Origin of the sequence: Cellvibrio sp. UBA7671, from assembly GCA_002483145.1 — a bacterium.
In the GTDB taxonomy this organism is placed as follows: Bacteria; Pseudomonadota; Gammaproteobacteria; order Pseudomonadales; family Cellvibrionaceae; genus Cellvibrio; species Cellvibrio fibrivorans.
Genome location: DLHJ01000001.1, coordinates 27980 through 50449, shown reverse-complemented (window position 1 = coordinate 50449; position 22470 = coordinate 27980). Strand labels below are relative to the sequence as shown.

Sequence of the window (22470 nt, the reverse complement as noted above, 5' to 3'; positions counted from 1 at the left end):
GCCTCTAATAATTAATGATAAAGGTATTCGCTATGTTCAAACTCAGTCGCTATACCGGCGTGCTCTTTGCGTTCGCCACCCTGATCGGTTTCACTGCTACCAGCCCTGCCGCCGCCAAACCTTATAAAGCTGCGGAAATCTACTCGAAGCAAACCTACAAATACGGCCGCTATGAAATGCGTATGCGTGTCGCCAAGGGCAGCGGTGTGTTGTCCACTTTCTTCACTTACAAAAATGGCTCCGAGCAACCGGGCGTATTTTGGGAGGAGATCGATATCGAGATCTTCGGTAAGAACAATGCCACCCAATGGCAGAGCAATGTGATTATCGGCACCAACCGCCCCACCACCAAAACCGAAGGCGTACATACCACTCCCTTCTCCATGGGCGACGGCTACCACACCTATGTGCTGGAATGGACGCCTAATTACATCGCCTGGTATGTAGATGGCACCCAAACTCGGCGCATTACTGGCGGACAATTTGTCACCAGCCTGACTAGTCCGCAAGACCTGCGCTTTAACCTTTGGGCAGCAAATATCGCTGAGTGGGTTGGCCCTTGGAATGACAGCATCCTGCCGGTGTACCAATTCGTAAACTATATTGAATACAAACCTTATGTGGCGGCGACCAACAGTTTCGGCACCGGTTGGCGCGATGACTTCAACAGTTTTGACACCAACCGCTGGAACAAAGCCAACTGGACCTTCGGTGAAAACCTCGCCGATTTCGATCCAAATAACGTGGTAGTGAAAAACGGCACGCTGGTTCTCGCACTGACACGCGAAGGCCAGACCGGTTATACCGGCACTCCTCCAGTCGATGGCGGCACGAGTGGTGGTGGCAGTAGCAGCAGTGCGCCCGCGACCTCTATCACCATCCAGGCAGAAAGTTTTAATGAAGTGGGCGGCAGCGTCACCGTCTCTGGTGGCACCGTGGGTTATATCGATGCGGGTGAATGGTTCAAATACAACAATGTGAATATTCCGCAAACCGGCACTTACAAAGTGGAATACCGCGTGGCCTCAGCGCTCACAACAGCGCAATTTACCTTGGATCGCAACGGCGTAGGTTTGGGCACCATCAGTGTACCCAACACCGGCGGCTGGGGTACCTACCAGACGATCAGCCACAATATTTACCTGAACGCCGGTGTACAAAGTTTGGCGATTTACGCCAACAGCGGTGGCTTTAATATTGATTGGATCAAGTTAACTAAAATTTAAAATATTCGTCACTACTGCGAACGCAGGAGTACAGCGGGTTGTTGTGGATCCCGCGTTCGCGGGGATGACGACTGAGATGTTTCAGCCTTTGGGGGTTGCGGGTACCTTGCCTGCACTCCCGTTTTTATTTTTTCTCGTCTATTTATTTTTACTACTTTTTAAAACTGTTTTTGTCACTGAGGTAAAAGTTATGCGTCGTTTGTTGTGTGTATTCACTGCGATCACTCTGGGATTGGTTGCCCAGTTTGTTAATGCCAAAGCCTACAAAGGCGCGGAAATTTATTCCAGCGACAGCTATTTATATGGCCGCTATGAAATACGCATGCGCGTGGCCAATGCCAGCGGTGTGTTATCGACTTTCTTTACTTACAAAAATGGTTCGGAAGTGGGCAATACCTTTTGGGAAGAAATTGATATTGAAGTATTTGGAAAAGAAAATGCGACCAAGTGGCAGAGCAATATTATTCTCGGCAGCTCGCGCCCGACCATTCACACCGAACAAGTTCATACTGCCCCGGCGTCGCTCGCGGATGCTTACCACACTTATGTCGTTGAGTGGACGCCAGATTACGTCGCCTGGTTTGTGGATGGCGTAGAAGCGCGTCGCATTACCGGTACCAGCACAGTGACTAGCCTCACTAATCCACAATCATTGCGTTTTAATATCTGGTCATCCGAATCAGTGCCTTGGGTAGGCGCCTGGGACGATGCAGTATTACCAGTTTATCAATTTGTAAATTACATCGACTACAAAGCTTACAATGCAACTACCAAAACATTTGAGGGTGGCTGGCGCGATGATTTCAACAATTTTGATAGCGCTCGCTGGGGCAAAGCCAATTGGAGTTTTGATACCAACCGCGTGGATTTTGCACCAGAGAACGTAGTAGTAAAAGATGGCATTTTGGTTCTCGCATTAACCAAAGAAAACGCCACCGGCTTTAGTGGTACACCACCAGCGGATGCGCCTGGCAGCAGTTCAAGTGCGAGTTCCGTTGCGGTTTCAAGTTCAGCGGCAAGCTCGATAGCCGCTTCAAGTGCTGCGCCTAGTTCAATCGCCGCGAGCAGCATTGCAGCGGCGAGTTCTACTGCAGTAGCAATGTCATCAGTAGCAACTTCCAAAGCAACTAGCGGGGGTGGTTCGGGTGGTGGCGGTGCGGTGAATTTATTATGGTTAGTATTACTAGGTGGATTGGCACTCGTAGGTCGCAACAATAAATAAACATCTGGACTCCTGCGTTCAGGAGTGACGAAACATTTGCCATTCAACTGTATTTTTTGTCATACCCGCGAACGCGGGTATCCATATTTATTCGGCAGCGGATGTTTGTTTTCTAAACTCCGCCGCTGACATCCCGGTATAGCGTTTAAAAAACCGGTGAAATGACGACTTACTGTTAAACCCGGACTCCAGCAAAATATCCAGGATCGTCATCTCTGCATATTGCGGATCAACCAGCATCTGCTTGGCGCGATTCACGCGATACTCATTCACAAATTCAAAAAAATTCGTATTGAATTCTTTATTGATGATGCTGGATACCTCGCGAAAATGAATGCCCACCTGCCGCGCAAAGTCTTCAATATTCAAATTCTGTTTCAAATACAGCTGTTGCTTCTCCATGGTATTGCGAATGCGCGCAATGGCATCGGGCGATATTTCTGCCGGCGCAACTACTTCTTTTTCTTTGAGCTTTTCTTTGGTTTCCAGTAATTGATGTGCATACAACAAACTGTACACAAACAGTGCGTTCACCAACACAAAGGTAATGTAGTTGTCGAAAATGCCAAAACTATCGGCGATAGAAAAACTCACTGTCTGCCCGAGCAAATGCACGACGAGCGACCAGAACCAATTGAGTGCAAAACCCAATGTCAGTAGTAGCAACCAATAGGGACCTTGCAAACTCAAACTGGAATAAAATTGTTTTAGCTGCTGTTTGTAGCGATAAATTTCCAGCGCTGCCGCAAAGGCATACACCACCGGTAAAATTTTCAGGTAATGCCATAAGTAATTCGTAAGTTGAATGGAATATTCTGTGTGACTAGCAGACTGAAAGCGCAAACGGTCGCTATCCAAACCACCCCATAGCACCCATCCGACAACCGCGAATAAATTCAATAAATGCAGTGCATCTTTTGCACGCAACGAAAAGTTCGCCCGCGTAATCGCCACCACATACAAATACAGACACACACTTTTACCGACAACCGCCGTCACCAATCCCAGTGACAGCGCCATTTTAGCCATGTCGCTGTGCAAGCCAATATAGTCGTTCCACAACAACAAATTACACAGCGCACTGGCGCCCACGCACACAAAAAATCCCGACAACAACTGCGAGGCAATCGCCTTTTGTTTGGATAACAGCCACTGGAAAATCACCAGCAGCACGCAGACTGCCAGAGTGAGTACGAGGATAAGGTCGTGGATATTGAAGATGGGGGTTTTCATGGGTTGGTGCGGGTCTTTTTTATTGTAGGAAGGTAAAGTCTAGCAGAGAACCGGTTTCCATTTGGGACGGGGACTCTTATTCCGAAATCATCGCCCCGCCAACAACTTCAACCCGATAATCCCCGCAATAATCAGCACAAAACACAACAGTCGCAAAATGCTCGCATCTTCATTCAATGCAATGATGCCGTAAGCCGCTGTGCCGACCGCACCTATACCAACCCAAATCGCGTAGGCAGTTCCTATCGGTAAAGTGCGTACCGACAGGGATAACAAATACATACTGGCAGCGATAAATAGCAAGCAAAACAGGCTCGGCCAGAGCTTGGTAAAACCGTCCGTTTTTGGCATAGCAGCTGCGTAAAAAATCTCACACAAACCCGCGGCCAACAAATAAATCCAGCCCATTAATTCCCCCTCGAAAACATGTCAGGCGTCCCACTTCAAGAAACCGGGGTGGGACTTATATCCAAAACAGAGCACTTATTACCTAAATCGCAAATTGGCAGGATTTCTATAGTAAATAAGTTTAATTTGGCGCCAAAATAATGAAAATTGCGCCTATTTATTACCCAAAAGCGTGCCTATGATTGTTTTACGCGCTTTGTGATACCCGCCCCACCTCACAAAAGCGAAACAGGATGTGAACAAAAAATCTAATAAAGCTCTACATTCCCATGAGGATAACAACTATGCGTCACGCTTTTTCACTGCTTATAAAACAATCCAAACTTCCGCTACTCAGCTCAGCCTTGCTAGGGCTGTGTGCATTACCGGCGCAAGCGGTCGTATTCCAAGCGGAAGATTACAGTAGCTACTACGACACGTCTGCAGGTAACTCAGGCGGTAAATATCGCTCCGATAACGTCGATATTGAAAACACAAACGATACTACCGGCGGCACTTATAACGTTGGTTGGATAGAGCCAAACGAGTGGCTCGCTTACTCCAATCTGGTGATTCCCACTACTGGCAGCTACACCATCAAGATGCGCGTTGTGAGCCCCGCAGGTGCAACCGCAGCGGTCGACTTGAACGGCGGCAGCATCCCCTTGGGTGACATGGTTATTCCAGCCGCAGGTAACTGGACCAATTGGACCACTGTCACCAAAACAGTAAATCTCAATGCAGGCACCTACAGCCTGGGTGTTTTTTCCAAATCAACGGGGTGGAATTTTAATTGGATTGAAGTGGTGGCCAACAGCGCGCCACCTTCAAACTTACCTACCGCTTACCCGGGCTACACCGGAGTTTATTCTGGCTATACCCTGAAGTTGGATGAACGTTTTAATAGTCTGAACACGGCCATTTGGGCCAAAGGTGATGGCGCTGTTGGTGGCGAATCCATCTGCCGCTTCCAACCCCAAGGTGTGCAAGTCGTTAACGGGAATCTGGAATTGGTCATCCGCAATCAATATGTGGCAGGTAGCTATTCATACGACCACAAAGCTGAAAAAGGTGCTTACAACTATTCCTGTGGCGAATTACGCACAGTTCCATCGAAACGAATCAAATATGGTCGCATTGAAACACGTATGAAGGCGCCGGCGAGAAATGTTGCTACTGGCTACATCTCTTCGCTCTTCACCTACAAACACGAGGGCTCGCCCAGAGAGTGGGAAGAGATTGATGTTGAATTGGAAGGTGGTCGTCCCGATAAATTCCAAGCCAACTTAATTTACGGTGTGAACGTTGTCGATTGGAATGGCACTCGTCAATGGGGTGCATGGGAACATAAAATCGACATAGCACCTGCTGACCAATGGCGAGTCTATGCCATTGAATGGACGCCTTCTGCAATTAAATGGTATGTGGATGGTGTGTTGCTGAAAACCCTGGATCAAAACTGGATTGACTGTAATCCATCCTGTGTAGCGCCCCAAGTGTCTTACACGCCGATCCCGGACAATTTGACTGAATTGATGATGAATTTCTGGATCCCGAATGACGGCATTCAAAACGTTTTCGGTGGAAACAAATACGGCAACGTTTATCCAATGGTAACGCAATACGACTGGATTAGAATTTATCAGTTGAACACCCATCCGCTAACCAACTGGTAGCATTCACGTTTGGTAAAAACTGCACCTAAAAACCACCAGCGATGGTGGTTTTTTTATGGACCACGGTTTATTTGCCGCCTCCCACACATGTCTTTTTGCTCAATAAAAGACTTGCCCACTCTATGAACAATACATACACTTATCCATATATATGTAATTTCATATGTAGACGTCTGGAGACTAGTCGCGTTATGAATCCCGCTGAATTTAGCAAAGCTATAGCTGACCCCACCCGCGCGCGCATTGCACTGTTGGTCACGCGCGAAAAAGAGCTATGCGTTTGCGAACTCACCTGCGCGCTCGATGAAATCCAACCCAAAATTTCCCGCCATTTGGCGCTGCTGCGTGAATCCGGTTTACTGGCAGATCGCCGCAAAGGGCAGTGGGTGTATTACCGTTTGCACCCGGAATTACCCGTGTGGGTGACTAAAACCCTGAAGACAATGCTTGATGCCAATCAGGATTGGCTGGAGGAAAATCACCAGCGTTTGTGTGCGATGGAAGACCGGCCCAATCGTTGTTGTTAAACAATTAATATCAAATAAATTTTTTTGCGAGAAAGAACATGAAAAAAATCAAAATCGGTATCAATGGTTTTGGCCGTATTGGTCGCCTGGCATTGCGCGCGAGTTGGCACTGGCCGGAATTTGAATTTGTACATATTAATGATCCAGCAGGTGATGCAGCCACTTTTGCACATTTGCTTAAATTCGATTCCGTACAAGGCCAATGGGCGCCAGACACGAGCGCGGTTGAAAATGTAATTTATATTGATGGTAAATCCATTGCATTTAGTCGCAACAAAACAATTGCAGAAACCGATTGGAGCGGTTGCGATCTGGTGATTGAAGCCAGTGGAAAAATGCGCGAGGTAAAATTGCTGCAAGCCTATCTGGATCAGGGTGTAAAACGCGTGGTAGTGAGTGCGCCAGTAAAAGAGCCGGGTGTATTAAATGTGGTGATGGGTGTTAATCAGCATTTATTTGATCCAGCTGCGCACCGGATTGTTACAGCAGCCTCTTGCACCACAAATTGCCTCGCACCAGTCGTTAAAGTCATTCACGAGAATCTCGGAATCAAACACGGTGCTATTACTACAATTCACGACTTAACCAATACCCAATCAATCCTCGACCAACCGCATAAAGATTTGCGCCGCGCACGGGCATCCCATTCCAATTTAATTCCCACCAGCACCGGTTCTGCGACTGCTATTGCTGAAATATTTCCCGAACTGCGCGGCAAATTAAATGGGCATGCGGTGCGCGTGCCATTGGCCACAGGTTCACTCACCGATTGCGTATTTGAAGTGGAGCGCACCACCACAGTTGATGAAGTAAATGCACTGTTAAAAACCGCGAGCGAAACTTACCTGAAAGATATTCTTGGCTATGAGACTCGTCCGTTAGTCTCCAGTGATTTTTGTGGCAATCCACTGTCATCGATTATCGATGCACTTTCTACTATGGTGGTTAACGGCAGCTTGGTAAAAATTTATGCCTGGTATGACAATGAATGGGGCTATGCGAATCGCACGGCGGAGTTAGCAAAATTGGTTGGTTTGGAAAATTAACTTTATCGTTTGCAATGAGATTGCGTGTTGGGCATCGCTGCGCTCAGCCTACGCGGCCCGGCCCAACCTACGGAGCACCTTGTGAGCTAGCATGAATCAATCATCGGCAATAAAACAATACGCAATTGTCACTGGCAATTATTGGGCATTTACGCTCACTGACGGCGCGCTGCGTATGCTGGTGGTGTTGCACTTTCACCAACTCGGTTACAGCCCGTTGCAAATTGCAGCGCTGTTTTTGTTTTATGAGATTTTCGGGATAGTCACTAATTTATTCGGTGGTTATCTGGGTGCGCGGATTGGTTTGAATCGCACAATGAATATCGGCTTGGGGTTGCAGGTTATTGCGCTGGCAATGCTCACTGTACCCACACATTGGCTCAGCGTGCCGTTAGTGATGGGCGCGCAGGCGCTATCAGGTGTCGCCAAAGATTTAAATAAAATGAGTGCCAAAAGTGCGATTAAATTATTGGTACCGGGTGACCAGCAGGGAAGATTATTTAAATGGATTGCGTTGCTAACGGGTTCTAAAAACGCTTTAAAAGGTGTGGGATTTTTTCTCGGCGGTGCGCTACTTGCACTTTTGAGCTTTAAAGGCGCAGTATTAGCGATGGCTGCTGCGCTAGCCTTGGTATGGATTGCCAGCGTGATCTTACTAAAACAGGATTTAGGTAAAACCAAAAACAAACCGAAATTCAATGAGTTATTTTCCAAAAGTCGTGCGATTAATATTTTATCGGCTGCGCGGCTATTTTTATTCGGTGCGCGCGATGTCTGGTTTGTGGTGGCACTGCCGGTTTTTTTAAGCAGTCAGTTAGGTTGGAATTTTTGGTGGGTAGGTGGCTTTCTCGCCAGCTGGGTAATTGGTTACGGTATCGTGCAATCTTTTGCCCCCAAGATTATTGGCACCTTCTCTTCTAGTAAATCGGAAGCAGCTCCGGGCGGTAGCGCAGCGCTCGCTTGGGCAATAGTGCTAACCTTGGTTACAGCGCTTATGGCATTCGCATTTTCAGCACCTTTACCTGTAGCAAAGGTATTAATCATCGGGCTGCTAGTTTTTGGTGTGGTATTTGCGATTAACTCATCGCTGCACAGCTATCTGATTGTTAGCTATGCTAAAGATGACGGTGTTTCACTTGATGTTGGCTTTTATTATATGGCCAACGCCATGGGGCGATTAGTCGGCACTTTATTATCAGGTTATGTCTATCAAACCGGTGGCATGATTGCGTGCCTTTGGGTAACTACCGGATTTTTAGCCATCGTCTGTGTGATCTCGCTGTTGCTACCAAAAACACATTCGCGTACTTCATAGGCGACATTCTATTTTCATTTTTCGCAGGCAATCGACCCAACCATGTTGTTATCCATATTATCGATCCTGTTTTTAGTCACTACCGCCGTGCTTATTCATTTTGAAGCATTGAATTTATTAACGGGTACAATTTCTAAAATCAAAGCCTCGCCCCGCTTGAGTATTTTAATCGGTATATTGGGTTGTCTTTGTGCGCATCTGTTGGAAGTTACACTGTTTGCTGGTGGTTTTTATTTTTTAATTCAACAGGAATCGCTTGGTAGTTTATTGGGCGGCGATATTCAGGGCCACGGCTTATTTGGTACACCCAGCACCGGTTTTATAGATAGCCTTTATTTTTCTCTTACCTGTTATACCTCGCTCGGTTTTGGTGACCTGGCGCCCACCGGATGGCTGCGTTTTTTGGCCGGCATTGAAGCCCTGACGGGCTTGTTACTGATTGCCTGGACTGCGTCCTTTATGTATTTGGAAATGCAGAAACACTGGAAAGTAAAATAATAGAGGAAGGTAAAATAAAGTGAACGATAAAAAGGTTTGCAAGACAAATTGCGACTCCGCCGCTGATCTATTAAATCGTGCCTGCTTTTGCAAAACCCTGAATCGCGCTGAACTGCTGGTGAGTTTGCAGGCGCAGGCATTGCCAGCTGAAGTATTGCAGCACCTTGAACAATTATTTTCCCACACGGCAGTATTTATCTCCCCTACACAATGGCAGCAACTGCAGCGGCTGGTGCATGCAATAACGCGCGTTACTTCCTTGAGTGCTTACCAACAAGCGGCATTAGCCAAGGCTCCCGCCATCGCTCAACGTGCATCACTCGTCTCTGGCGTATTTATGGGCTTTGATTTTCATTTAAATGAAAGCGGGCCACAGGTTATTGAAATCAATACCAACGCTGGTGGTGGTTTTTTAAATGCGATATTGCTCAGTGCACAAACTGCTTGTTGCAATGCGGCGGGAACTTTTCCACAGCTTCTGCAGCCGCAAGTTGAGTCTGAATTTGTAGCCATGTTTAAACGCGAATGGCAGTTGGCGCGTGGTGATCAAACGCTGCGCTGCATTGCACTGGTAGACGAAAATCCCAGCGCCCAATTTCTCTATCCGGAATTTTTATTGGCGCAAAGTGTATTTGAGCGCGCGGGAATTAAAACCCTGATTGTCGATCCGCGCGAACTCAGCTTGGTTGATGGCAAGTTGTTTTATCAACAACAAATGATTGATCTGGTTTACAACCGTCTCACAGATTTTTCTCTTACACAGCCGGGCAACGCCGTGTTGCGGTCTGCTTATGAAAACAATGCCATAGTGCTTACCCCCAACCCGCGTCACCACGCACTTTATGCCGACAAACGCAATTTGGTTTTGCTCAGTGATGAAAAAAATCTCAGGGAGTTCGGCACAAGTGATGACGATATCAAAACCCTGCTCGCCGGAATTCCCCGCACCCAATTAGTCAGTGCCGATAATGCCGAACATTTATGGCAGGAGCGCAAACACTTATTTTTTAAACCTGCGACTGGCTATGGCAGCAAAGCGGCCTATCGCGGCGACAAAATTACCAAACGCGTATGGGATGAAATCCTGCAGGGTGATTATGTCGCCCAACAACAAGTCCCACCAAGCGAGCGCGGAATTTTGGTGGATGAACAAGAGATCGCCTTAAAGATGGATATTCGCGCCTACGTTTATGCCGGTGAAATTCAATTATTGGCAGCGCGTTTGTATCAAGGCCAGACGACGAATTTCCGTACGCAAGGTGGAGGCTTTGCGCCGGTGTTTGTGGCGGAGTAGTTATTTTTTAAGCAGACCGTTATGCTTGCATCAATTTCATCCCAAACCTAAACCAAAAAACGGCCATGCCCAAACTCTCCCCCCATTATGCCTTTCTGGCACTAGCCTTCTGGTTGCTTAGCAACTGGGCGGGAGCACATGGGCATTTTTGTTTTGATGGGCAGGAGCCGCCGGTGTCGGTGCATATGCATTTGGATGGCCATGAGGTGCATGATCATCACCCGGATGAAGTGCATCAGGATGCTGATATTGAGTTGACCCAGTCAGCATTGGCGAAGCTGAGCAAAATTGATTTGGGATTGATATTGCTGGCTGCGTTAGCGCTGGCGTTATTGATCCTGCCTACACCCGTTTATACCAGCGCTTACCGCTCGTTTTATCCCCGCGTTTTCCTCTATTGGCGACCTTTACTGCGCGCACCGCCCGTTCCTGTCTGAGTGTTTGATCGTATTGGGCGCGTGTGACTGCGCCTTGATAAAACCTCTGTGCCCCTTGGGCACATTTGACAGGATCTACCATGAACAAATTTTCGTTTGCGCTGCCTTTGTTGGTCAGTGCTTTGGCATGCACCGCAGTAGCGGACGGCATTAGCCTGCAAGATGCACTCAGCGCCAGCTTGCAATACAACCCGCAATTGGCGGGCTACCAATTTCGCCGCGCTGCCTTGGCTGGTGAACAAGCTACCGCCGCATTGCGACCGGAGATGCGCCTGCATTCTGAATTGGAAAATGTCGCCGGTTCGGGTGATTTTTCCGGTGCAGATGGCGCCGAGCTGACGCTCTCGTTTGCTTCGGTAATCGAGTTGGGCGACCAGCGCGATGCACGCCTAGGTGTCGTCACCGCACGTCAACAGCAACTGGCGACCGAGCAGCGGGTGGCGGTATTGGATCTGGTCGCGGCGGTGAATTACCGTTTTATCGCCCTGATTGCGGCGCAAGAGCAAGTGCAAGTGCAAAAGCAGGCGCAGCAACTTGCCCAGTCATTAGTGACCAGCTTAAGCAAACGTGTCCAAGCCGGTCGTGCACCACAGGAGGAGTTGTTGCGCGCCCGTGCCGCGCAAGCCAAAGCGGCGCTGGATGTCGATCGAGCCCGCCAGAAAATTCAACTGGAAGCACTAAAACTCAGCGCTTACTGGGCGGATAGCACGCCGGATTTTACCCGCGCCGAGGGTGATTTGTTTGCGCTTACTAACGTCGAACCCCTTGCCGATTGGCAAACTCGCCTCGCGCAAAACCCAGATTTGCTCTTGCTCGCCGAGGAGACACGCCTGCGCGCCGCGGAGTTGCGCAAAGCGGAAGCCGAAGGGCAAATGACCTTGGGATGGAGTGCCGGCGTGCGCCAGTTGCAGATGAGTGAGGATACCGCGCTGGTCGCGGGCATCAATATTCCACTCGCCAGCGGCAAACGCGCGAGCGGCGCGATCAGTAAAGCGCGCGCCGAGCAAGATGCCGCCACATTCGCTGCCGATAGCGCCAAAGTCCAACTGGAAGCCCGCTTAAACCAAACTTACAGCGCCCATACCCAAGCGCTTGCCGAGCTGCACAGCCTGCGCGACCAAATCCTGCCGTTGCTGCAAGACGCCAACCGCGCTACCGCCGCCGCTTTCGACCAGGGGCGCTACAGCTCACTCGAACTGGCACTCGCCCAGCGCGAATTGCTTGAAGCCCGCGCCGCCTTGATCGACGCCGCCCTGCGCGCCCATGAAACCCGCATTGAACTGGAGCGGCTCACCGCATCAGCCCCTGAAACGGAGATTGCCCAATGAATTCTTTTATCAAAACCCTGTTATTAATTGCGAGCCTCGGCCTGTCAGCAAACCTATTGGCATCGGGCGATCATGACCACGGCCACGATGAACATGACGAACACCACGAAGAGGAGCCGCAAAAGGGTGTCCATAACGGCCGCTTGCTGGAAGACGGTGACTTTGTGGTCGAGCTGGCGATTTTTGAACAAGACGTACCGCCTGAATATCGCGCCTGGGCAAGTATGGATGGCAAACCCTTAAAGTCTGGCGACTGGAAACTGGAAGTACAGCTCACCCGCTTGGGCGGTGAAGTAAATACATTTGCGTTCAAGGCCGAACAGGATTTTCTGCGCGGCCAGGGTGTAGTGGAAGAACCCCACTCATTTGATGTGAAAGTCACCGCAACCTACCAAAACCAACAGCACCAGTGGACTTATCCCTCCTACGAAGGGCGCGTCACCATGGAAGACGAAGTTGCAGCAGCCTCGGGTTTAACCAAGGCCATTGCGGGAGAGGGCGTGTTGCAGGAGCGCATCAAACTTTACGGCACCATAGTCGCCGACCCGCTGCGCGTGAGCCACATTCAAGCGCGTTACCCCGGTTTGATCCGCTCGGTAAAACCGACCATAGGCGCGCGCGTAAAAGCGGGCGATGTATTGGCGACAGTTGAATCCAACGAGAGCCTGCGCGAATATCCGCTGCTGGCGCCGATTGATGGGGTGGTAGTCGAACGCCATTCCAATGCAGGTGAATTCACCGCTGATCGCGTGTTATTTACCTTGCTGGATGAGCGCGTATTAGAGCTGCATTTGCAGGCGTTCCCGACCGATGCCAGCAAAATCAAAACCGGCCAAGCCATCACTATCAACGCTAACGGCCAACAAGCGCATACTAAAACGGAATACATCACTCCGCGCCATGGCGAAACTCCCACCCTGGAAGTCCACGCGCCAGTCGATAACAGCAACAATCTTTGGGTGCCCAATCAAGCGGTGGAAGGCTGGGTTGATATCGCCCAAACTCCAGTGCCGCTTATGGTCGATAACCGCGCCCTGCAATCCTTCCGCGATTGGCAGGTGGTGTTTATCCAAATTGGCGAGACTTACGAAATCCGCCCGCTCGAATTGGGGCGCACTGATGGCCAATTCACTGAAGTGCTCAGCGGTTTAAACGCGGGCGATAGCTACGTGGTGGAAAACTCCTTTTTGCTCAAGGCTGATCTGGAGAAATCCGGCGCCTCTCACGATCACTAAGGGGCGGCATCATGATTGAATCGATTTTACGCGCGGCGATCACGCGCCGCTGGCTGGTGCTCGCCGCTGTGCTCGCACTGATTATCCTCGGCCTGTGGAATTACCAGCGGCTGCCAATTGATGCAGTGCCCGATATCACCAACGTGCAGGTACAAATCAATACCGAAGCATCCGGTTACTCGCCGCTGGAAACCGAACAGCGCATCACCTATCCGGTAGAAACCGCGCTCGCCGGTTTGCCCAAACTCGCTTACACCCGCTCAATTTCGCGCTACGGTTTATCGCAAGTCACCGTGGTATTTGATGAAGGTACGGATATTTATTTTGCGCGCAATTTAATTAATGAGCGCCTCGGCCAAATTAAAAGTGCACTGCCCGACGAGATAGAACCGGTGATGGGTCCTATCGCCACCGGTCTCGGCGAAATTTTTATGTATACGGTCGAAGCAAGCGATCCTGCGCAATTTGATGCAATGGCATTGCGTGAATTGCAGGATTGGGTAATCCGCCCGCAATTAATGCAAGTCAAAGGCGTGGTAGAAATAAACGCGATTGGCGGCTACACGCGGCAATATCACATCACCCCCGAGCCAACGAAATTGATGCAGTTTGGGCTGACCATGGAGGACCTGGCCGTCGCACTGAAAAACAATAACGACAATCGCGGCGCCGGTTATCTGGAACGCAGCGGCCAACAATTATTGGTACGCACACCAGGGCAATTAACCAGCATTGCGGATATCGAAAATTTAATTGTGAGCAACCCCAAAGGCGTCGCGGTGCGCATTAGTGATCTCGCGCAAGTGGCGATCGGCAAAGAATTGCGCACCGGTGCGGCAACACAAAACGGGCGTGAAACGGTGCTCGGCACTGCGCTAATGTTAAAAGGTGAAAACTCACGCACTGTTGCACGTGCGCTGGCGATTAAATTGGAAGAGATTAATCGCTCACTTCCTGAAGGTGTAAAGGCAGTTGCGGTTTATGACCGTACACAACTGGTCGATAAAACCATCAGCACCGTACAAAAAAATCTGCTTGAAGGCGCATTACTGGTAATCGCCGTTTTATTTTTATTGCTCGGCAATTTGCGCGCAGCATTAATTACCGCGGCGGTAATTCCCATCACCATGTTGATGACGATTACCGGTATGGTGGAAGCCGGTGTGTCTGCCAACCTGATGAGTTTGGGCGCGTTGGATTTTGGTTTAATTGTGGACGGCGCCGTGATTATTGTAGAGAACTGCATTCGCCGGTTGGGCGAAGCACAACGAAACGGCAACCTTGAATTAAAAGAGCGTTTGCAACTCACCTATGAAGCCACCAGCGAAGTGATTCGCCCGAGCTTATTTGGTGTGGGCATTATTACGCTGGTGTACTTACCGATTTTTACGCTCACCGGTGTGGAGGGGAAAATGTTTCACCCTATGGCGATCACTGTAGTGATTGCCTTAACCGCCGCGTTAATTCTGTCACTCACTTTTGTGCCAGCTGCAATTGCATTAATCATGAACGGCAAAATCGCCGAACATGAAAACCGTTTTATGCAAGCGGCAAAAAAACTCTATCAACCACTATTGCTGGGCGCCTTTAGACAACGCAGCCTGGTATTGGGTGGTTCTGTTGTGTTGGTGATATTCAGCATCTGGCTTTCCACGCGTTTGGGTTCGGAATTTATTCCGCAACTGGATGAAGGTGATATCGCCCTGCATGCACTGCGCATTCCCGGTACCGGTTTGGATCAAGCCGTGGGTATGCAAACCTTGCTCGAAGCGCGCATCAAACAATTTCCGGAAGTGGATAAAGTCTTTGCCAAGATCGGCACCGCCGATATCGCCACTGACCCCATGCCACCTTCGGTTGCCGATAACTATGTGATTTTTAAACCGCGCAGTGAATGGCCTAACCCGAGTCGCGAAAAATCAGATTTGGTGGAAGCGATTGAAACTGCCGTGCGCGAATTGCCCGGCAATAATTACGAATTCACGCAGCCGATCCAGATGCGTTTTAACGAACTCATTTCCGGTGTGCGTTCGGATTTAGGTATCAAAGTGATTGGCGATGATTTGGAGCAACTGCAAACATCTGCAGCGGAAATTTTGGAAGTGCTGGAAAAAATTCCCGGCGCAGCCGATGCACGGATGGAACAGGTGACTGGCTTGCCCGTATTAACCGTCACACCAAAGCGCGACCAACTTGCCGCCTATGGATTATCCGTTAATGAATTGCAGGATTTAGTCGCCACTGCAATTGCCGGTGAAAGCGCAGGATTAATTTACGAAGGCGACCGCCGTTTTGAATTAGTTGTACGCTTGCCAGAAAAATTGCGCAACGATTTATCGGCATTGGAACGCTTACCTGTTCCGATAAAAACCGAACCGGGTTTTGTTCCTCTAAATGAAGTCGCCAGCATTGAACTTGTATCCGCACCCAATCAAGTTAGCCGGGAAAATGGCAAACGGCTAGTCATCGTCACCGCCAATGTACGCGGCCGCGATTTGGGTTCTTTTGTGAACGAAGTGCAAACGCGCATCGCAAGCGAGGTGAAATTACCCGCCGGTTATTGGCTGGATTACGGCGGCACCTTTGAGCAATTAGAATCCGCAAGCAAACGTTTAGCGATTGTCGTACCACTCACATTGTTAATGGTGATCGCATTATTAGTGATGGCATTTGGTTCGATTAAAGACGCACTGATTATTTTCACCGGCGTCCCGCTCGCACTTACCGGTGGCGTACTCGCACTCTGGCTGCGCGATATGCCCATGTCCATGTCCGCCGGTGTCGGCTTTATTGCACTGTCCGGCATAGCAGTCTTAAATGGTTTGGTAATGCTCGCATTTATCCGCCAGCTTTATCTTGAACATGGCGATTTAATGAGTGCGATAATTCACGGTGCACTCACACGATTGCGTCCCGTATTAATGACCGCATTAGTTGCCAGTTTGGGCTTTGTGCCTATGGCATTTAACGTGGGAATTGGAGCGGAAGTGCAGCGGCCATTGGCGACTGTTGTAATAGGCGGGATTATTTCATCGACGTTGCTCACGTTGTTGGTATTGCCGGTACTGTATGGTTTAGTGCACGGTAAAAAAAAATAAATGAATAGGAGTTGGGGCGCGCGTTTCGCTTTCTGAGCTGGTGAGCTCCAACTCCATATTCACAACACTGCCCCAGATGTACCAGTCACTAGTCGTTTTTAATCCGGACTAGTGACTGGCGGATAAACAATTGTGCATGCCGCTTGTTTTTTCATAAAACTAACAAAATCTTCCGGGGAAATCGGTTTACTAAAGTAGTAGCCTTGGGATTGGTCGCAGTTGTGATCACGTAAAAACGCTTCCTGCTCTTTGGTTTCCACGCCTTCTGCAATAACGGTCAAACTCAAAGTTCTGCCCATGGCGATAATCGCTTCAGTAATGGCGCGATCTTCGCGGTTTTGGGGGATATCGCGGATAAAAGAGCTGTCCACTTTTAAGGTATCAATAGGGAAGCGTTTTATTTGTGCGAGCGATGAATAACCCACACCAAAATCATCAATTGCCAAGCGCACACCCAATGCTTTGATTGCGGTGAGGATGCGAATTGCGCGCTCTGCATCCTGCATCACCATACCTTCGGTAATTTCCATTTCCAGCAATGCTGGCTGCATGCCCGATTCGTTTAAGGCATCGGCAACATCCTGAATTAAATGCTCATCGAAAAACTGCCGCACGGATAAATTCACGGCCATGCACAGCGGCGGTAAGCCTTGTTTTAACCAGGCGACATTTTGTGCGCAGGCAGTTTTTAATACCCAGCGGCCGATTAATACAATCAAACCGGTTTCTTCCGCTAGCGGGATAAATTGTGCGGGCGAAATGACACCAAGGTCTGGATGTTGCCAGCGCACTAATGCCTCAACTCCCGCAATTTCGCCGGTTTGCAAATTGCGTTTTGCCTGGTAGTGCAAGAAAAATTCATTGCGCTCAAGCGCCATGCGCAAATTATTTTCCAGCACCAAACGCTCCAATGAGCGGGCTTCTATATCGGGGGAATAGAATTGGTAATTGTTTTTGCCTTCTTCTTTCGCGCGGTACATGGCGATGTCGGCATTTTTCATCAGGGTTTGTTCGTCTCTTCCATCATCCGGATAAACACAAATGCCGATGCTGGCAGTCACGCGACATTCCTGGCCATTGATATCCATGGGCTCAAGTGATGCAGACAAAATTTTCTGTGCAACAGTGGCTATTTGCTCGGCATTTTCCGGTTCAGGCAACATAACGACAAATTCGTCGCCACCGAGACGCCCGACGACATCACTGGCACGCAAACATTGCTTCAGGCGTGCTGCCATTTCGCACAGTAAAAAGTCACCCGCTTCATGGCCAAGTGTGTCATTAATATTTTTGAACCTGTCCAGATCAATAAAAAATACAGCGAGTTTGCGATGATAGCGGTGCGCTGACTCAATCGCTAAATTCAATATCTGGCTAAACATAAAACGATTGGGCAGCGAGGTTAAACTATCGTGCGTAGCCAAAAAGTGAATGTGTTGTTCGGAGCGTTTGCGATCGCTGATGTCGCGCCCAATGCCGCGATAGCCACGAAAATTTCCGTCCTCATCGAAGGCGGGCAGACCAGTCAAACTAATGAAATACGTTTTGCCGTTGTCCGCCACGCGCCGCAGTTCCAAATCGCGAAACGGCTTGCGCTCGGCTACGTGGTCGTCGTATTCAATCCAGGATTCGGATAGGAGTGCAGTGCCGGGTAACTCCTTTAAACTTTTGCCGAGAACTTCATCGCGCGTGTAACTGGATTTGTTGTTCGGGTCTTCGATATCAGTAAACTGCAAATCGGCATCTTGTTCCCAATACCAATCAGACGATAATTCGATCAGGCTGCGGAACCGTTCTTCACTTTCGCGCATTGCGCGCTCTGCGCGGCGGCGTAAGGTGATGTCGCGGCCGATACCGACCAGCGCGACGGTTTCGCCTTTGTCGTTGCGTACAGGCAGCTTGGTGGTGAGAAACCAGCGCATATTGCCGGTCTCTTTGTTGACGGCCAGCTCCTCCCGGTTAACCAATCCTTCACCGGTGCGAACAATGGTTTGTTCATCGTCAAAAAAATTCTGCGCCATCTCTTGAGGGAAAAAATCAAAATCATCTTTGCCAATCAAATTTTCCGGCGTAGTGCCCATGCCTCTGGCAACCGCTTCATTTGCTAACAAAAATTTGCTGTTAAGGTCTTTGGCAAAAATACTGTCGGGTACTGCATCAACCAGTGTGCGCATCAGGTTGCGCTCTTGCTCAAGGGTAGCGCTGATCGTGCTCAGCTCGGCGGTGCGCTCGGCCACCCGATTTTCCAATTCAGCATTCAGATCACGCGCATTGAACTCGGCTTGTTTAATTTGGGTAATATCGCGTGTAATACCGATAATTCCGATAATCTCGCCGTTATCATCGCGCAGTGGAACCTTGGTTGTAGAATGCCAGCGCGACTCACCGGTTTTAAAGTTTGTCAGCAGTTCCTCGCGCCCCACCAGTGGTTGGCCTGAGCGCATCACCAATTGATCATCGTCGGAATAGGCTTGCGCAGCCGCCGGTGGGTTAAGATCGAAATCGGTTTTGCCTAAAATACTGTCTGCAGATTCCGCACCGGTCATATTGACCAAGGCCAAATTGGCATAGATAAACCGGCCTTGTTCGTCCTTGGCATAGATGAGATCGAGCATGTTGTCGCCGAGGGTGCGAAGTAAAAAGCGTTCCATAGGAAAGTCTTATATTGTTGGTGGAGGTCTTGCTTATGGCGCAGGTTTCATTAGAGGTCAGTATAGGCGGCGGTTGAAGCTGACGAGAAAAATAACACTAATAAACATTGGCTGCGGTCGCATTTGTCGGCTTATTGACGACCGCAGGGGGATCCTGTGGGCGGGTGTTCATGCAGCGGTTTTTTTGGCGACGGATCGCTAAGTGTTATTTGGCAAGCATCTTCATTGGAAAACTTCACGTTGAAATATTCAGGAGCAAATGATGGGCGCCCATTGCTGTAACCACGATCATCAACAACCCGCCAAACCCAATCCCAAATACCGCCGCATTTTGTGGATCGCGTTAGTCGTCAACTTCGCTATGTTTGCGATTGAAATTATTTTCAGCCTGCAGTCCAAATCGGTTTCGCTACTCGCCGACTCCATCGACTTTCTCGGCGACTCTGCCAACTACGCCATCAGCCTTTGGGTATTGGCGATGAGCGTGCAAACCCGCGCAAAGGCATCATTATTTAAAGCCGCATCAATGGCATTATTTGGCGTTGTTGTTTTAGTGCATGCAATTTGGAATGCAATTACCGGTGTGATTCCCGATGCAGAAACCATGAGTCTGGTTGGCCTGCTGGCACTCGTGGCCAATTTGAGCGTGGCATGGCTGCTCTATGCCTATCGCAATGGCGACAGCAATATGCGCAGTGTGTGGTTGTGTACACGCAATGATGCATTGGGGAATATCGCGGTGATCGTTGCGGCTATCGGTGTATTTGGAACGGGCACTGCGTGGCCGGATTTAATTGTGGCAAGCATCATGGCGTCACTGGCATTGACGGCGGCTTGGCAGGTGGCGAAACAAGCTCAGCGCGAGCTGGCCCAGTAAAAGTATTAATTTCATATATAAAAATAATTCCATGTTTCAAAATGAAACAGCTTCCCAATTGTATTGCCAGGAGTAACTTCTGCCTGTTTCCAAATCACTCATTAAATCCTATTTGTAATATTTTAATGGTCTTTTAGTCAAAGCAACCCTTAGTATTTCTTCAGCCGCTTGCGCGGCCGGTGCTGACCGCTTTGAGCTCGCACTCTCCCCCCTTGGGCGAGTTCCTGGCGGTTGCGCCTCTCATCCTGACTTAGGCTTCGGGCAACCGGAGAGACGTATCACCTGCAGTAGTGTCAGAGCACATCAATCCCTAAGGAAATAATAAAGATGAAATCCTTTTTCTCTTCCATCGTTCTATTACTCGCGTTTTGTATTGCGCCTTTTTCCCAGGCACAAAGCTGTGGCAGCGGCGGCGGTGCGACTGTCTGTTTGACGGCCACCGGCACTGCCAACAATATCGGCCTGAGCTGGACGGTTAGCGGCACCATCAGTAGCGTGCAGGTTTACCGCGATACCGACAGCAACCCGAGCGGCCGCATCCGCATTGCGACCGTTAGTGCATCCACCAAAACCTATACCGACTCCACCGCCGTAGCGGGAACGCCATACTGGTATTGGATTAAATTTACCGCAGCCGGCACCAGCTACAGCTCCAATGTCGCATCAGCGACACGTACTGCGTCTACCGCTGCAATGCGCAATCTCACCAGCGTACAACTGGCAGCCCTAATGGGCGCAGGTTGGAATTTGGGTAACTCGCTCGAAGCGATTGGCAGTGAAACCGCCTGGGGCAACCCTGCTACCACCCAAACCATGATCAATGCCGTGAAGGCGGCCGGTTTCAAAACCATCCGTATCCCTGTGTCCTGGAGTCAATACGCCGATGCCAATTACAACATCAGCAGCACCTGGATGGCCCGCGTTAAACAAGTGGTTGATTATTCAAAAAGCGCCGGCCTCTATGTGATCATCAATATCCACTGGGATGGCGGTTGGATGCAGCCCAAGTACGCCAATCAAACAGCCGTGAATAGCCGCATCACCAAATTGTGGACGCAAATCGCCAATCAATTTAAAAACTATGACGATTACTTATTATTTGCGGGCACCAACGAGGTGATGGTGGATGGAGATTACGGTACGCCCACCACGGAATACTACACGGTGCAAAACAGTTTTAATCAGACGTTCGTCAACGCGGTGCGCGCAACCGGTGGCAACAATGCGGTGCGTCATTTGATCGTGCAGGGTTTCAATACCAATATCGATCACACCATCAGCTTCGCCACTATTCCGAGCGATTCAGCGAGCAAACGTTTGATGATGGAGGTGCACTTTTACGATCCCTACAATTTCACGCTCAATGAAAACAGTGTTATCTGGCAGTGGGGTAAAAATGCGACCAGTGCGGCAAATGTGGAAGCCTGGGCAAACGAAGCTTATGTTGATGCGCAATTCCAACGCATGAAAACCAAATTTGTCGATAACGGCGTGGCGGTTATTCTGGGTGAGTTCGGTGCAATTTCACGCACCAATATTCCCGCCGCAGAAAGTTATCGTGTCTATTGGAATCAATACATTACCCGCGCGGCGTACACACGCGGATTGGTACCCATCTATTGGGACAACGGCTACACCGCCAACGGCGGCATGGGTCTATTTGATCGCTACAGTGGCAATCAGGTTTATCCAACGCTGATTAGCACAATCGTGAATGCGGCCAAATAAGCTTGAGGTGCGATGATCCAAACAAAAACGCCCTGCAAATGCAGGGCGTTTTTGTATCGCACTGGCTGCACCAGGCAGCCCAGGCAATTATGCCGCCTTACGACGACGAGTCAGACCCAGACCCAACAGACCCAGACCCAACAACATCAGAGAAGAGGTCTCTGGAACGTCGGTAGTGCCATTGAAGGTGAAGTCATCCAGAGCCCAGTGACTACCGTTGTTGAAGATTTGGATAGAGTCAATACCAGCCCAATCCAGGCTGATCCAGAGCGGAGTTTGGTTATTGATGGTGTAGCTGCTGCTAGTAAAAATTTGCACGCCATCGTTGAAACCGGCAAAGCTTACGTTCTGGGTAGAATCCCAGGCAGCAGTCAAATAAGCACCGTTAAAGGTGAAGGTGTCAGTGCCCAACCAGTTAATCTTGGCACCTGAAGTACCGTAGTAGTTAAAAATGGTATTGCCTGGAGACACAGTGCCGTTGTCGTAGCCAGAGCCAGGGTGGAAGCCTTCACCAATAGCACCCAGGTTGGTAGAACCTGCCTGCCAGTCAAAGCCGCCGTAACCGAATGGAACTTGTTCGGTACCGCCAGCCAAATCATCAAAATTCAATACAGTTGCAGAAACAGAAGAAGCTGCGAAAGCCAAAGTAGCAGCCAACATGAAACGTTTCATAATCGATCCTTAGGTAGGGT

At 49.5% G+C, this 22470-nt stretch carries 18 protein-coding genes; 14 read left to right on the top strand and 4 right to left on the bottom strand.

Translation table 11 applies throughout. The features are described 5' to 3' along the window. Positions 1-32 precede the first annotated feature (32 nt). Complete coding sequence (locus B4E62_RS00185) at positions 33-1226, top strand: family 16 glycosylhydrolase (RefSeq protein ID WP_331350610.1); 1194 nt, start codon at positions 33-35, stop codon at positions 1224-1226. A gap of 190 nt (positions 1227-1416) precedes the next feature. Then, positions 1417-2448: a family 16 glycosylhydrolase gene (locus B4E62_RS00180; RefSeq protein WP_331350609.1), complete on the top strand. Its 1032-nt coding sequence runs from the start codon at positions 1417-1419 to the stop codon at positions 2446-2448. Between the two features lie 87 nt (positions 2449-2535). Here the strand turns inward: B4E62_RS00180 and B4E62_RS00175 are convergent, their stop codons facing one another. Then, a complete protein-coding gene (locus tag B4E62_RS00175) occupies positions 2536-3681 on the bottom strand; it encodes an AraC family transcriptional regulator (RefSeq protein ID WP_331350608.1) in 1146 nt (381 codons plus the stop codon). 87 nt (positions 3682-3768) lie between these two features. After that, positions 3769-4089, bottom strand: a complete 321-nt coding sequence (locus tag B4E62_RS00170; RefSeq protein ID WP_331350607.1) for a multidrug efflux SMR transporter — start codon at positions 4087-4089, stop codon at positions 3769-3771. A gap of 284 nt (positions 4090-4373) precedes the next feature. Between B4E62_RS00170 and B4E62_RS00165 the strand changes: the two genes are divergently transcribed. The 10 genes from B4E62_RS00165 (at position 4374) to B4E62_RS00120 (ending at position 16522) form a co-directional block, all read left to right on the top strand. Further along, entirely contained in the window at positions 4374-5744 is a 1371-nt protein-coding gene (locus B4E62_RS00165; protein WP_331350606.1) for a family 16 glycosylhydrolase, read from the top strand. 191 nt (positions 5745-5935) lie between these two features. Then, entirely contained in the window at positions 5936-6271 is a 336-nt protein-coding gene (locus B4E62_RS00160) for a metalloregulator ArsR/SmtB family transcription factor (RefSeq protein ID WP_331350605.1), read from the top strand. 38 nt (positions 6272-6309) lie between these two features. Then, the gene (locus B4E62_RS00155; RefSeq protein ID WP_331350604.1) at positions 6310-7317 is read left to right on the top strand and encodes an ArsJ-associated glyceraldehyde-3-phosphate dehydrogenase; all 1008 of its coding nucleotides are present in this window, start codon (positions 6310-6312) and stop codon (positions 7315-7317) included. Between the two features lie 91 nt (positions 7318-7408). Beyond that, positions 7409-8632, top strand: coding sequence for an organoarsenical effux MFS transporter ArsJ (gene arsJ, locus B4E62_RS00150; protein ID WP_331350603.1), 1224 nt, complete (start codon positions 7409-7411; stop codon positions 8630-8632). Between the two features lie 42 nt (positions 8633-8674). Continuing rightward, positions 8675-9130 carry a potassium channel family protein gene (locus B4E62_RS00145; RefSeq protein WP_310074643.1) on the top strand — a complete coding sequence of 152 codons (456 nt, stop codon included), beginning with the start codon at positions 8675-8677 and terminating at the stop codon, positions 9128-9130. 19 nt (positions 9131-9149) lie between these two features. Then, on the top strand, positions 9150-10424 hold the full coding sequence (locus B4E62_RS00140; RefSeq protein ID WP_331350602.1) for a hypothetical protein: 1275 nt from the start codon (positions 9150-9152) through the stop codon (positions 10422-10424). A 65-nt stretch (positions 10425-10489) separates the two neighbouring features. Next, positions 10490-10861, top strand: a complete 372-nt coding sequence (locus tag B4E62_RS00135; RefSeq protein WP_331350601.1) for a hypothetical protein — start codon at positions 10490-10492, stop codon at positions 10859-10861. An 80-nt stretch (positions 10862-10941) separates the two neighbouring features. After that, positions 10942-12189 carry a TolC family protein gene (locus B4E62_RS00130; protein WP_331350600.1) on the top strand — a complete coding sequence of 416 codons (1248 nt, stop codon included), beginning with the start codon at positions 10942-10944 and terminating at the stop codon, positions 12187-12189. Next, on the top strand, positions 12186-13424 hold the full coding sequence (locus tag B4E62_RS00125; protein WP_331350599.1) for an efflux RND transporter periplasmic adaptor subunit: 1239 nt from the start codon (positions 12186-12188) through the stop codon (positions 13422-13424). The genes B4E62_RS00130 and B4E62_RS00125 overlap by 4 nt, the downstream gene beginning before the upstream one ends. 11 nt (positions 13425-13435) lie before the next feature. Beyond that, a complete protein-coding gene (locus B4E62_RS00120) occupies positions 13436-16522 on the top strand; it encodes a CusA/CzcA family heavy metal efflux RND transporter (RefSeq protein ID WP_331350598.1) in 3087 nt (1028 codons plus the stop codon). Positions 16523-16620: 98 nt separating this feature from the next. Here the strand turns inward: B4E62_RS00120 and B4E62_RS00115 are convergent, their stop codons facing one another. Next, positions 16621-19173: a sensor domain-containing protein gene (locus tag B4E62_RS00115; RefSeq protein WP_331350597.1), complete on the bottom strand. Its 2553-nt coding sequence runs from the start codon at positions 19171-19173 to the stop codon at positions 16621-16623. Between the two features lie 259 nt (positions 19174-19432). Here B4E62_RS00115 and B4E62_RS00110 point away from each other — a divergent pair, with 259 nt between their 5' ends. After that, positions 19433-20050 (top strand): cation diffusion facilitator family transporter, encoded by a 618-nt coding sequence (locus B4E62_RS00110; protein WP_331350596.1) that lies wholly within the window; start codon positions 19433-19435, stop codon positions 20048-20050. A gap of 327 nt (positions 20051-20377) precedes the next feature. After that, complete coding sequence (locus B4E62_RS00105; RefSeq protein WP_331350595.1) at positions 20378-21778, top strand: glycoside hydrolase family 5 protein; 1401 nt, start codon at positions 20378-20380, stop codon at positions 21776-21778. An 87-nt stretch (positions 21779-21865) separates the two neighbouring features. Here B4E62_RS00105 and B4E62_RS00100 read toward each other — a convergent pair whose 3' ends face one another. Further along, complete coding sequence (locus tag B4E62_RS00100; RefSeq protein ID WP_310074629.1) at positions 21866-22450, bottom strand: PEP-CTERM sorting domain-containing protein; 585 nt, start codon at positions 22448-22450, stop codon at positions 21866-21868. Between the last annotated feature and the right edge of the window lie 20 nt (positions 22451-22470).

What these genes read in the sequence shown, in the direction of transcription:
- B4E62_RS00145 (WP_310074643.1), top strand. Translation starts at nt 8,675, where the DNA reads ATGTTGTTATCCATATTATCGATCCTGTTTTTAGTCACTACCGCCGTG.
- B4E62_RS00155 (WP_331350604.1), top strand. Translation starts at nt 6,310, where the DNA reads ATGAAAAAAATCAAAATCGGTATCAATGGTTTTGGCCGTATTGGTCGC.
- B4E62_RS00175 (WP_331350608.1), bottom strand. Translation starts at nt 3,681, where the DNA reads ATGAAAACCCCCATCTTCAATATCCACGACCTTATCCTCGTACTCACT.
- arsJ (WP_331350603.1), top strand. Translation starts at nt 7,409, where the DNA reads ATGAATCAATCATCGGCAATAAAACAATACGCAATTGTCACTGGCAAT.
- B4E62_RS00165 (WP_331350606.1), top strand. Translation starts at nt 4,374, where the DNA reads ATGCGTCACGCTTTTTCACTGCTTATAAAACAATCCAAACTTCCGCTA.
- B4E62_RS00135 (WP_331350601.1), top strand. Translation starts at nt 10,490, where the DNA reads ATGCCCAAACTCTCCCCCCATTATGCCTTTCTGGCACTAGCCTTCTGG.
- B4E62_RS00110 (WP_331350596.1), top strand. Translation starts at nt 19,433, where the DNA reads ATGATGGGCGCCCATTGCTGTAACCACGATCATCAACAACCCGCCAAA.
- B4E62_RS00115 (WP_331350597.1), bottom strand. Translation starts at nt 19,173, where the DNA reads ATGGAACGCTTTTTACTTCGCACCCTCGGCGACAACATGCTCGATCTC.
- B4E62_RS00160 (WP_331350605.1), top strand. Translation starts at nt 5,936, where the DNA reads ATGAATCCCGCTGAATTTAGCAAAGCTATAGCTGACCCCACCCGCGCG.
- B4E62_RS00105 (WP_331350595.1), top strand. Translation starts at nt 20,378, where the DNA reads ATGAAATCCTTTTTCTCTTCCATCGTTCTATTACTCGCGTTTTGTATT.
- B4E62_RS00100 (WP_310074629.1), bottom strand. Translation starts at nt 22,450, where the DNA reads ATGAAACGTTTCATGTTGGCTGCTACTTTGGCTTTCGCAGCTTCTTCT.
- B4E62_RS00170 (WP_331350607.1), bottom strand. Translation starts at nt 4,089, where the DNA reads ATGGGCTGGATTTATTTGTTGGCCGCGGGTTTGTGTGAGATTTTTTAC.
- B4E62_RS00185 (WP_331350610.1), top strand. Translation starts at nt 33, where the DNA reads ATGTTCAAACTCAGTCGCTATACCGGCGTGCTCTTTGCGTTCGCCACC.
- B4E62_RS00125 (WP_331350599.1), top strand. Translation starts at nt 12,186, where the DNA reads ATGAATTCTTTTATCAAAACCCTGTTATTAATTGCGAGCCTCGGCCTG.
- B4E62_RS00120 (WP_331350598.1), top strand. Translation starts at nt 13,436, where the DNA reads ATGATTGAATCGATTTTACGCGCGGCGATCACGCGCCGCTGGCTGGTG.
- B4E62_RS00180 (WP_331350609.1), top strand. Translation starts at nt 1,417, where the DNA reads ATGCGTCGTTTGTTGTGTGTATTCACTGCGATCACTCTGGGATTGGTT.
- B4E62_RS00130 (WP_331350600.1), top strand. Translation starts at nt 10,942, where the DNA reads ATGAACAAATTTTCGTTTGCGCTGCCTTTGTTGGTCAGTGCTTTGGCA.